Source organism: Methylomonas koyamae, assembly GCF_001644025.1.
GTDB classification, from domain to species: Bacteria; Pseudomonadota; Gammaproteobacteria; order Methylococcales; family Methylomonadaceae; genus Methylomonas; species Methylomonas koyamae_A.
Genome location: NZ_LUUK01000155.1, coordinates 34,809 through 47,660 on the forward strand (window position 1 = coordinate 34,809; position 12,852 = coordinate 47,660).

The following is a 12,852-nucleotide window of genomic DNA, read 5'->3' on the forward strand; positions in this document are numbered from 1 at the left end:
AACGCCTCGATGGCGGTTAATGAAACAAGGTTGCCGCCAACTCCCGAACCGCCGGCGCCTGCTCGCCCAAGCGCCGATACACATCGGCCTGCCGTTCGGCACTAATACCGATCTCGCACAAGCCGCTCAGCGTCTGCCATTCCTCGTCCTTGCCGGCCCGGCAAGCCATGCGGGCGGCGGCGTGTACCGTTTGGGCCAACTGCCAGTGACAGCCACGATATTCGGGCTCGCCGTGTTGGGCGATAGTCGCGACCAATTCCGGAGCCAATCCCCAATGCTCGGCCAAATAGCCGCCTACTTCGCAATAATCGCAATCCAAGGCTTGCCGCAGCAATCGACTCAATGCGATTTCCGGATGGCGCCGCTTATATTCCAACACGGCTTGGGTTTGCTCGGGCATCGTATCGGCCAGGCATAAGATACCGATGTTGTGCAAAATCCCCGCTGTTCTGACGGTTTGCGCCAGCCGGCCGCCGAGCGGTTCGGCCAATTGCGCGGCCGCCTGGCCGGTCAACATGCCGCTCACCCAATAGCGGCGCAGATCGAATTCCCGACATTTGCCGGGATAAAACGGCTTCATTACCGCCAGGCCGATACCAACCGCCCTGACCACATTCATGCCCAATTTCAGACAACAGCGCTCTATCGAGGTCACCGCTTCGCCGTGACCGTTGGCCCAAGCGGAGTTCGCCAAGGCCAGCAGACGGGCACAGATCGTCGGATGGTATGCCAATACCTTGGCCAGCGCCGGGTAGTCCAAATCGTCGTCGACCAATGCCCTCAACAAATGATGAACATCATGCGGCAACACCAACACCCTTTCCAAGCCGCTCCGCCACAGCGGCGGCGCATCAGTGACCATCGCCGGGCACTCCCGAAGCCAGCCGGTTTTCCGCCTGTTCCAGCCGAAAGTCCTTCTCGAACAACGCCGGCAAGTCGTTGGCCGGCAACGGCTGGCTGAAATAAAACCCCTGGATGATCTGGCAACCCAAACCGCTCATGACCATGGCTTGTTCGATGGTTTCGACACCTTCCGCGACCATTTTGAACGCCATCGCGTTGGCCATGCCGATGATGGTGCCCAACAAAATTGGGGTTTGCGGATTGCTCAGTACATCCTGAACGAACACTCTATCGATCTTCAAACAATCGACCGGCATATGCTTGAGCGACGCCAGCGACGAGTAGCCGGTGCCGAAATCGTCGATGGCAATCTTGCAGTTCATCGCCTTCAATTGACGGAAAATCGCCATATCCGCTTCGGTTTGCATCACGCTTTCGGTGACTTCCAGCGTCAGCGCTTCGGCCGGCAAATCCGAGGCTTTCAACGCGGCATTCAGAATCTCCAGCAATTGCGGATCGCGAAACTGGCTGGCCGAGACGTTGACCGCGACGGTGAGCGGTGTCAAGCCCAGATCGTGCCAAGCCTTGAGCTGGCGGCACGCCGCGCCGATCACCCAACCGCCGAGCTTATGAATCAAACCCAGCGTTTCCGATAGCCCGATAAATTCGGCCGGCCCGAGCAAGCCGCGGTGCGGATGTCGCCAGCGCAACAAGGCTTCGACCCCGATCATCCGGCCGGTCACCATACTAACCTGAGGTTGGTAATACAATTCAAACTCCTCGTTTTCCAGCGCTTCCCGCAGCATTTGTTCGTCTTGCAGGCGTTTGATCGCCAACCCGGTCATTTCCGGCCGGTAATAGGCGTAGCGCTGTTTGCCGGCGCTTTTCGCGGAATACATCGCGGTGTCGGCGGCCTTCATCAAATCGTGTTCGTTGTCGCCGTCCTTCGGATAGATGGCTATACCGATACTGACGCGCGGATTTAAGTGATGGCTACCCAGGATCAGCGGCAAATTGATTTCCTCCAGGCAGCGTTCGGCAATCTCCATCGCTTGAAACTCCTCGGTAATATGGTTGGCGATCACGCAAAATTCGTCGCCCCCAAGGCGAGCGACAAAATCCTCATCGCGCATCACCCGCTGGATACGCTGCGCGATCGCCGTCAAAAACTGGTCGCCGACGTTGTGACCGAAGCTGTCGTTAACGTATTTAAATTCGTCCAAATCCAGAAACAGAAACGCAAACTGTTGTTGGCTGCGCTGGGCGGCCTTGATGGTTTGCTGGATGCGTTTTTGATAATGCACGCGGCTCGCCAAACCGGTCAAGGCGTCGAAATACGCCAATTGGTGAATCAGTTGCTCGGAAGCTTTCTGCTTACTGATGTCCTGCACGGTGCCTGTAACGTAGGCATTCGGTCCGCCCTCGACCAACGCGGTATGCTGGCGCACCGTGATCGGCTCATCCAAATCGACGCGTAAGCGGTATTCGATATCGTCGACCACTTCGCCAACCGCCGCCGCATCGATCAGCGCCCTCACCGTCGGCCGTTTATCGGTCTCGATCAAATCGATGTAGCGATCGAGATTGCCCTGAAAATAGTCGGGCTCCAATCGGCACAACTCGGCGAGATAAGAGGAGGTCCCGAACCGCCGCAGCCTGGGTTCCCAAGTCCAGTAACCCAAGCCTGCGACGCGTTGCGCGGCGGACAATTGCTGTTTGTTATGTCTCAGCTCGGCTGTCGTCCGGCTGGCGCGCAACAAAAATTTGATGTGATGTATCAGCACCACGTGATTGATCGGTTTAACGATGAAATCGGCGGCGCCGGCTCTGAACGCACGATTGATCGATTCGATGTCGTCCAAGCCGGTGGACATAATGATCGGGACGCCGGCCATCGCCGGCACGGCATGCATGGCCAGACAAGTTCCGAAACCGTCGATGCCCGGCATGATGGCATCCAGTATCACCAAATCGGGCGTTTCCCGGTCCAACCATGCCAAAGCCGCCTCGCCGCTATCGGCCTCGGCCACTCGATAGCCGGCGGTCCGCAGTTTGGCGCCGGTCACCATCCGAAAACCCGGATCGTCGTCCACCAACAAGATGCGAGCGACCTCGCCGTCCGTCGCTACGTCGGCAAAATCCGACTCCGACGACCGAGCTTCGCCGACCGATTCCGCTCCCAGCGCCAGCCTTAAACTGTCAATCGCCGCAGTCCAACACTCGGTAACCGTCGCCGCCAACGCCTGCAGATCGGCGGCATCCGACTGCCGGGCCGCGCGCTCCAATGCGGCGCAAGCGGCCACCAGCTCGGCCGCGCCGATGTTGGCGCTCGCCGACTTCAAGCTGTGCACGGTATCGGCGAGTGCGTCGAAATCCCGAGTCTCGGCAAGCGGCGTAAGCCGTTCGGCTAATTTGGGCGTGGTGTCCAAATAAACTCGCGCCACTTTGCTCGATAAATCGTTACCGTCGGGGTCGGTCAAGCCTTGCAGCGCGCTCAAATCGATAATCGCCGGCGAATTTACCGGCCTAGTCGCGGTGGCGGTCTCTGGCGGCATCCGCGCCTCGCCAAGCCAAGCGGCCAACGCGGCGCGCAATTGATCGCGGCGGAACGGTTTGCTGAGATAGGCGTCCATGCCGGCGGCCTGACATTGTTCGGGCACGCCTTTTTGGACGTCGGCGGTTAACGCAACGATCGGCGTACGCGAGCGTCCCGCCGCGCATTCTTCGGCGCGAATCGCGACAGCCGCCGCAAAACCGTCCATCACCGGCATATGGCAATCCATCAAAATCAGGTCGTAACGTTTGTCGCGCGCGGCCTCGACAGCCGCCGCGCCGTCGGCGACGACATCGGCAGCGCAGCCCATGCCCACCAAGAAACTTTTGACGACTTCCTGATTGACCGGATTATCTTCCGCCACCAGCACCGTGCCGGACAGTTTTTCGGCCTCCGCTTTAGCAGACGGCATGGCCGCGACAGGTTTGTTGGCCAGAATTTCCAACAGACACTGGTGCAACTTGCGTTGAAATACCGGCTTGTTCAAATAAAAGCTAATGCCGTAATCCTGAAGTTTGTCGGCTTGCAACGATATGCTTTCCGAGCTGAGCATCACCAACGCGGGTTTGACAATTCGAGTGTCGTTTTGAATCGTTTTCGCCAAACTTAAACCATCCATGATCGGCAAATGCCAATCCAGCAACACAATCCGGAAAGCCTGATGGGGATTGGCCGAGACATCGGTCAACAGCTTCAAGGCCCTGGGTCCGCTATCGACGGTCGTGACGTTGGCGCCCCACAGCGTCAATTGGTCCAACAAAATCTCCCGATTGGTCGGATTGTCGTCGACCACCAAAATGTTGACGCCGGACAGTTCATGGCTTTCGGCGCGATCGATGCCGGACTGTATCCCCAAACCCAAGCGCAACGAAAAATAAAATCGGGACCCGCGCTCGACCCTGCTGTCCACGGCCAACTTGCCGCCCATTAATTCCACCAGTTGCTTGGATATCGTCAAGCCCAAGCCCGTACCGCCGTAGCGACGGGTGATGCTGCCGTCGGATTGGGTAAAGCTGTCGAAGATTTTGGCTTGGCGGTCGTCCGGGATACCGATCCCGGTATCGACAACCTCGAACAACAATTCGATCGTATCGGTTCCGGCGACCTCCGCCAGCGTCGAGACTTTCAGTTGCACCTCGCCGCGCTCGGTAAATTTGATCGCATTGCCCAGCAAGTTGATCAGGACTTGGCGCAAGCGCTCGGCATCGGCCTGAATCACGTAGTTAAAATCGTGCGGAATGTTAAGGATCAACTCGATGCCCTTGCGATGCGCCGGTTCGGCCAACAATTCCAGGGTATCTTCCAACAAGCGCCGCAAATCGAACTCCTGAACGATCAATTGCATCTTACCGGCTTCGATTTTGGAAAAATCCAATATGTTATTGATGATACCGAGTAGCGAGTTGGCCGAACGGTAAGCGGTTTCCGCGAATCGGACTTGCCTGGCGTCCAGTCCGGAAGACTGCAACAGTTCCATCATCCCCAACACGCCGTTCATCGGCGTCCGGATCTCGTGACTCATCGTCGCCAGAAATTGCGACTTGGCTAGACTCGCCTGCTCCGCCAGTTCCTTGGCGGCGACGGTTTCAACCACGGTTCGTTCCAGTTCCTCGTTTTTTTCGGCGAGCTGGGCAGTGCGCTCGGCGACCTGTCGTTCCAATTCATTCCGGTGCCGTTCCAGACGCTGGTCGCGTACCTGAATTTCGCTCAGCATCGCGTTGTACACCTCGGCTAAATCGCCGAATTCATCGGTACTGGTTTTTTCTATGCGATGGTAAAAGGCTTTTTCGCTGCCCACCGATTTCATCGCTTGCATCAAATTCAATAACGGCGCCAAGAAAATATGTTGCAGCTTGGACGTCAGCATGGCGATCCACAACATCGTGAACACCACGATCAGCCCGATAATCAAATAAAAACTTTTCAATATGGCGTAAAACCCGCTCTGATCGTCCACCAGATGCAATACGCCTATCATGTCGCCGTCCAAATAAATTGGCCTGACAAAATGCAGATTATTCTCCGCGTCATATTCGACGACATATTTTCCGCCGACATCGGCGACACTAAAATAATGAAACAGACTGTCGTACCACTCGGAAAAAAGCGTCATCAAGATTTTGAACGGATGAACGGATTTATCGGCGGGTCCGGCTTCTCGCAAAACCGCGTAAGCCTGGTCGAAATTCCAATGGCTGGCTGGATTTTTCTCGGAGTGATAATCGGCAAATAATTTGCCGCTTCGATTATATAACTCGGCATTTAGAATACTGTCGCGGGTTTTCAAGCTCTTGAGCATTTCGTTGGCGGTCACGGGATCGTCGAACACCAAGGACGCGGAAATATTCGAAGCGACAATATTGGCGATTAATACCAATTGCTGTTCCGTTTCAATTTTTCTGGCAAAATATTCGTTAATTACGATGACCGATGTCGCTAAAAATAAGGTCATCATAGCGATCGCCGTCAAGATCGACACTAATTTCAGTTTGATCGGCGCATTGTTAAACCATTTGAACATGCTGTCGCCCTGTTTAATTTTCGCCGACTATCTTCGCCAAGCGCAGCAGATTGGAGCTGATCGCCAGTCCGGCGGCCTTGACGGCGTGATTATTGACGTACAATTGTATTTTACCGTCGACGTTCAGCATCGCCACCATTCCGCCGGCATTGACGAAATCCAGGCTTTCTCCAATCGTCAGAATCCGCCTGTTTTGAATATCCAAAAATACTTGAGAAAGTAGACTGTTGGAAATCTCGCTAATAAACAAAATATGACACTGGTTTAGATTCCTCAATTTCTCGGAGTTTAACGTCTTAATCGCTTTATTCCCGACCGCTTTACCGTTTATGGAATCGAAAGATTGCAATAACACATTATCGCCAACCAGGCAGACTTTCAATTGATTGTCGGAATCCGTGAAGGCCTGATCGGGCCATTGCGTAAAACGAGCGAAATTCAATGTCAATGCCGCCAACACCGCATATTGTTCGAACGCAACCGGCTCCCCGGACGCGATACGCAGATAGCCCAGCATCACGGCGATTGCACAAGTTCTAGTGATATTCGACATATCGCGCTTAAAATCGGCGTCCAAAAATCGGTTTAAAATATTCAAACGCGGGGATATTGGCCACGTGACGCATTTTAAAAACTCCAACTGATTTTGCCGTACATACCGCGATCGATCAGCGTCGGGACCACCAAATTCTCCTGTACATATTCCAAATGACTGCTCGTTAACAAGTTTTGTCCGACCAGCGAGACTTCCAATCCGGCCGCCGGCCGCCAAGCCAACCGGGCGTCCATGGTCACGTAGTCGCGAATATAGCGGTCGCCGCCGGACGTCGCGGAGGCATTGGTATCGACGTAGCGAAACCAGACATCGAAGTCCAGCTCCGGGATAACGTTGATTGCGCTGCGCAGATTGACCCGCTGTTGCGGACTCACACCGATCACCGCCGTTGCCGCCGACGGCAATTCGGTTTTCAACACACTGTAATTGGCGTCCCAGCGCCACCAATCCAACATTTGCCAGACCATCGCTAGCTCGACGCCGTAAGTCTTGGCTTTTATATTGTTGCTGAACAGCAAGGGTTGGACTACGACGCCGCGCAACGGATCGAAATAAGGCGTGCCCTGCACGGCGTCGCGTAAATGGGCGTAGTCGTTATAAAACGCCGTCACATCCACCGACAACGACTTAATCATCGTCGTTCGGTAGCCAATCTCGTAGGCGAGTACATCCTCGCTAAGCTGATTTCGGTTACCTTGCAGCGTCAAGTCCACCGGCACGAAGAAAGGTGCGGTCGGCGGTGCCACGGTAGTCGTCAAGCGCATATTCGCTTCACCGCGAGAGGGCGTACGCACCGCTCGCGACATGGCCGCCCAAAACCGATGATTCAAGTCGGGCGCCCACATCAGGCGCGCGGTCGGCTGACCTTCGAAGCCGGTGAAATCATTGTGCTCGAATTTGCAACCCAGCGTAAACCATAGGGTTTGATCGATCAGCTCCATCTCGTCCTGGACGAAAGCGCTATAGAGTTGATTTTTTCGGTGGGCCGGCGACATATTGAAAATTACGCTGGAACCGAGCCTGTCGGCGGTGAGTTGATAACCCAAGCCCCAAATCAACTCATGCTTGTCGAAGACGTTGAGGCGGTGCTCGAAATCCAAATCCAGCGTATCGCGGCCTTCGGACATCCAACTTTCGTTACGCCGGTAGTAATCGTAAAACAACTGCAACGACAGATCGGACTGGGTGGAAAACGTGTGCTGCCAGCGGCCCAAAACGTTACCGCCGTAGGCTTCGGCCTTGTCGCGACCCAGGTCGCCATAGGGAGGAACGACACTGGGCACCAGCAGGGTTTGATTCAGATGGCTGTGATAGAGATCGCCCTGCAATTTAAAATCGTCGGCCAGCGTCAGCCGGGAATCGATACGAAACCCGCCCTGGACTCGGTCCCAATCGTCGCCGGCGCCATTGCCGCGCGCATCGGTGTTTTGGTCGCGCTTGAAGCCCTTGACGAAGACTCGACCGGTGGTGTTCTCGCCCAACGCCGCGCCGTAACGAAACGCACCGAAACCCTGCTCCTCGGTACCGCCGCCCGCCGCAACCAAACCGCCCTGGGTTTTAGAACTGTGCTTGGTGATGACGTTGATCACGCCGTTGACCGCGTTCGCCCCCCACAGAGTCGCGCCGGGTCCGCGTATCACTTCGATACGCTCGACATCCTCCATCATGACGTCTTGATTTTCCCAGTAGGTACCTGAAAACAGCCTGCTGTAGGTGTTGCGCCCGTCGATCAATACCAACAGCTTATTGGCGAAGCGGGCGTTGAAGCCACGCGCGCTGACCGCCCATTTGTTGCCATCGATCCGCGCCACGTCCAGACCCGGCGCCATCCGCAAAGCCTCCGGTATGCTGGTGGCGCCGGACCGTTTAATGTCTTCGTTGCTGATCACGAAAATCGCGGCGGCGGCATCGTTCAGCGCTTGAGCTTTTTTCGACACCGATGTCACTTCGACATTGAGCAGATCCTCGACATTCAATTCCAGCGCATCTTTACCTTCTGTTGCGGCTTCAACCGCCAGCCCCCCTGCCAACAGAAAACCGGCGATTATTTTTCTCATAGCCATTACTTTACCAGCGAGATTGACAAATGCTTGGTCCGTCCACGTCCGCAAAAACTTAGAAAATCCCTAACAACATAGCAAGCATAGTGAAAAAAATGCGAATTAGTTAGCGCTTACAGGCCGGTTTGAGACTGGATGCCTTGATCCGCAGCGATGCGGTGTGCGTCGGTTGGGGGGTACCTTGTTGCGGATCAATTCAAACGACGTACAGCGACGCATTGGAGAACAGTGCGAGAAAGAATGCGGCCTCTTCGACGGCCGCTCGGTCGGAAAACCGTAGACCTAGGAAAACCTCTTAGACCAACCTTTTGTCCGTTGGCGAGAAGTTCTGTTGTGTCGATAAGCCGGTTGGAAGCCTCTTCAAGCGGTTGTTTTACCCGAATCGGCGTGAATCGCTCCCGACGGCGGCCGGGAGCGACAGCCCGTCAAACTAGGAAATTCAATTGTTGCACGCTACCCGCTTGGCCCTGCTCGGTTAAATAGAAACCGCTGCTGGCAACTTCGGCGCGCGACTGATTGTTGTCGTCTTTCAGTTGGAACGGCGTGGTCAGATGCCCCAGGTAGATCGCCCCGACATTCTTCGCCCCCAAGGCCAGCAATTGCTGACTGCCGTCGGCGTTGCGCTGCCAGATTCTGAGCTTTTGATAGATAGCATCGGCGGCATCGATAAACTGGTTACCGTCCTGATCGTAATTAGCCAATTCGGCGAAGCCGTTGCCGGTCAACGCGCCGAACAATTCGGAACCGTCGTTGACGCTGCCGTCGTTGTTTTTGTCAAGCGCCAACAATCCGCTGCCGGATTTAAGCCCGGCAATCTGATCCGGCGTGCCATCGGCGTCGATATCGAATTGGAACGACGTGTTGCTCAGCTCAGCGGCCGTGCCGTCGAAGTTAATGACCAAGGGGTCTTTTTTTTGCGCGTCGCCGACCTGTATCGTGTTGCTGACTTCCGCGTAAAAGCTCCGACTCATGTTTAGGGACAGCGAAAAACTAAGGGATCGGCCATCCTGGGTGTTAATCGTGCCCTCGGCACTGAACGAAGTGGTTTCGCTTTCGAAATAACTCAGCGTCTGTTGATAGGTCAGACCGCCGTTATCCGCTTGCGCGGCCGGCGCGGGTTGTTGATCTTGGTAGGTCGGCTGGTCGGTGCCGGCGGTCAATTGGTCGGGACTAAAGGTTTTCAGATCGCGGCCGGTGATTTCCTTGACCATGCGCCGGATGATTTGCATCATCAAACTGTCTTTCGACTCGACCGGTGTCTCGGTATCCAGCGCCTTGGTCGCGCTAGCCTGTTTGGCTTGTTTAGCTTGACCGGCTCGGCTGAGACTCAAGCGATCGTCGACCGGGCGGCGCGCTTCGTCCGAGCGTCGGTCCGGATGGCGGATGTTCAACACTTCCCGGCGATTGCTGACTTGCTGCTGCTGATGCCGGCCTTGCATTTTGATGGTGGAGTTGTCAATGATCATAAAGCCCCCTACTTCAAAAATGGTGTGATCCAGTTATCGGCGGGCCGACCTATATGTTTAATTTATCCTCGATTTTTTGTTTGAAGTTCAGAAAGTGCACGGTTTGCAATCGATCCGGCGTTTCGGCGCCCATCGCTTGACAGGGCACCTCGATCTCGGTGATGTGGAAGGGATAATTCTCGCTGGCCTTCCGGTAGCCGAGTATGTGCTGACGAACCGCGCCATAGCCGCTCGGATCGTCGAGCGGAAACCAGCGCTCGTTGCAATACACCCCCAACCGGCTAGGCGTCTCGCCGGCGATGCGCACGCTCAGTTCCATCGCGCTGGCTTTTAATTTGGGCTGGGCCGGATGGCACGAAATCACGCCGGCCGAGTTACGGTATATCTCGTAGTATTTCAGGAGTGGGACCTGGGGTAAGCGATCCTGGGCAATCAAGGTCGAGAAAAATACCGAATAATGGGCCAGCACGTGCTCCGCGCCGGCGTTGGCATGCTGACGCAAATACAGCGCCCCGTGCTCGTCGACGATATAAACGCCAACATGCTTGCTGGTGACGTGGTAGAACAATTGGACCGTATCCGGCTGATTATATTGATAGAGGAACGGGATATAGGTCTGCTCCAGTACGTAATCGTCGAAAAACACCGGCGCGTAGCCGCCGTGCGGCTTGGCCAACTCTTGTAACAGCTGCGGCTGAGTGTCCAGCAAGTAATAACTCAAACGCTCGCCGCTCATAGCAAACATCGCGTACCCACCCCCGGCCGCCGTGACGTAACGCTGGTAGGGCGCGACCGGCCGATCGGCGATGGCCGTCAGTCTGGCGAAAAGCGCTTCGAGGCGGCCGACGATACTGCGGCCGCGCACCGGGGTATAGCACAATACCTGCAGTTGATCGGCCGCTGGCGGTTTGACGCCGTCGTTGAATAACTCGGTCAAGCAGGTGAAGACGCCCTCCAAGCCGCTGTAACGGTGTAAGGTTGCCTCGCCCCACACGCTGATCGATAGGCGTTGCATCCCCAGCACGAAGCACAAACGGTTGTCGCCGTAACTGAGCGGATCGGCGCGTTCGCTCATCACCAGCTGTTTGGCATGACTGCTGTCGACCGGCAATTTTTCCCGCCAATTGACCAGCAGCAAGGTGGCTTGCACGCGGTTCGGGCGGTTATAGATCGCCAGATCGGCTTCCCGGCTCAACAAGTGCCGGGTCAGAAACTGGTTTAACTCATTGAGCAACTGTTGAGCTTCGCCGCCGGCTTGCGCACTACCGCTCTCCAATACGTGCAGGTTGATGCTCTTTTTATACAGCCCGTTGATCACGGCCCAGCACAGCAATTCAAGCAGACTGTCGCCCTGTTTGATCGCCCGACCCAGCGCTAATTGCTTGGCGGACGGCCGTTCGGTAAACAAATACCAGACGGGCGCGTCGGAACCCGCCGTGACTTCCGCCGCAACCAGCAAATCCGGTTTGTTCTGCACCGCCTGGCGGGTGGACAGCACTTCGATCTTGTCGGGACGCAAATCCAACTCGACTTTCAACTTACGGCCGACCAATTTCAAATCTTGATTTTCGCGCTGCGCTTGATCCAAGGGCATACCGACGAATTGCAGAATCATTTTTAGGCATTGCTGCAGCTGCTGACGGATCACCGCGTGCTCGGCGCCGGCCTTGGCGATATCCCAAAAACGCACGGTCGCCAAATTGTCCAGCAAATCGTCGGGCCACTGCCATTGCTCGGCCACCTCCCGCAAGAAGTCCTGCTGCATCTGGCGCGCTCGGTTTTCGATCGGCGCAGCGCCGGTGCCGACGATTTTCAGGTAAAAACATTCGCGGGCCAATTCCAGGCGCCGTCCGCCGTCGATGCCGCGCAGATAGGCGTCGACCTTGCTATAGATCATCAGATAGGGATCGAGGCTATCGACGCTAAACTCGCCTTGATAAATCGCGCGCTTCATAGCCAGACACAACCACTGCGGCGTCGGAAATTCGCTGGCGTAACTTTCCATCAAAAACAGTTTCAACAGCGATTTGTGCGGGGAAGTCAGGGACTTGAAGATATGCCACAGCGTCGCGCTGGCGAACTCCGCAACCGGCACTTGATGCATGCCGCCGAAATCGATCACTTCAGGCTCGGAGACGAAACGGTTTTCGAGCAAATGCTTTACATATTGCGGATATTGATGATCCTGTTCCGGCGGCACCAGCCACCACAGCGGAATTCGGCCGGCAATATAAATAGATGTACGATAGAACTCTTCCAGCAGCAGATAGTGTTGAGTTTCCCCGCTGCTTTCCTTCGAAATCGGGGTATTTTCGCCGCGCGCGAATTGGCCGGCGTCCATCAGAAAAAAGTGGGTTTCCAGCTTTAGCGAAGCTGCCCACTTTTCGATGTCGCGGGCCTTTTGTTCCAGTTCGGCCAGTTGGTCGGCCGCCAAACCCGGCGCGTGGCACAACCAGATATCGATGTCGCTGTCCCTGGAAAAGGCCATGCTGCCAACGCTGCCCATCAGATAGATCGCATCGATCGGATGTTGGCGCAAGGCCTTGCGCTTGAACGCAAAGCCCTTGCTGAACTGCTTCGCCGCGTCCAGCGTTTGTTTGGACGGCGCGTAGTCGGGAATCCCGGCCGGCGTATCCAGCGCGATGAAACCGGGCAACAAGGGGTGATTTTGATGAAACAACAACGGCAACAATTTCAAAAACTCTTGTTGCCGCGGCTGCAGCAAACTCTGCACCCGTTGCAAGCGCTGCTGATTGAAATGCTTGAAACGTTGGACGACGGCTTGCAAATCCTTGCGGCTGATGTCTTCGCCGGGAGCGCCCAATTGAATAGCGGGAAGTCGATTGATCACG

At 55.7% G+C, this 12,852-nt stretch carries 6 protein-coding genes; all 6 read right to left on the reverse strand.

What is annotated here, in order from left to right; translation table 11 throughout:
* Positions 1–16 precede the first annotated feature (16 nt).
* Entirely contained in the window at positions 17–862 is an 846-nt protein-coding gene (locus tag A1355_RS10675; protein WP_064027826.1) for an HDOD domain-containing protein, read from the reverse strand.
* Entirely contained in the window at positions 852–5,918 is a 5,067-nt protein-coding gene (locus A1355_RS10680; RefSeq protein WP_064027828.1) for an EAL domain-containing protein, read from the reverse strand. Before A1355_RS10680 ends, A1355_RS10675 begins: the two co-directional genes overlap by 11 nt.
* A 13-nt stretch (positions 5,919–5,931) precedes the next feature.
* Positions 5,932–6,471 (reverse strand): YfiR family protein, encoded by a 540-nt coding sequence (locus A1355_RS10685; RefSeq protein ID WP_139306230.1) that lies wholly within the window; start codon positions 6,469–6,471, stop codon positions 5,932–5,934.
* Positions 6,472–6,545: 74 nt separating this feature from the next.
* Positions 6,546–8,531 carry a TonB-dependent receptor plug domain-containing protein gene (locus tag A1355_RS10690; protein ID WP_064027832.1) on the reverse strand — a complete coding sequence of 662 codons (1,986 nt, stop codon included), beginning with the start codon at positions 8,529–8,531 and terminating at the stop codon, positions 6,546–6,548.
* Positions 8,532–8,959: 428 nt separating this feature from the next.
* Positions 8,960–10,000, reverse strand: a complete 1,041-nt coding sequence (locus A1355_RS10695; RefSeq protein ID WP_064027834.1) for a hypothetical protein — start codon at positions 9,998–10,000, stop codon at positions 8,960–8,962.
* 49 nt (positions 10,001–10,049) lie between these two features.
* Positions 10,050–12,851: a class I adenylate cyclase gene (locus A1355_RS10700; protein WP_064027836.1), complete on the reverse strand. Its 2,802-nt coding sequence runs from the start codon at positions 12,849–12,851 to the stop codon at positions 10,050–10,052.
* Position 12,852 lies beyond the last annotated feature (1 nt).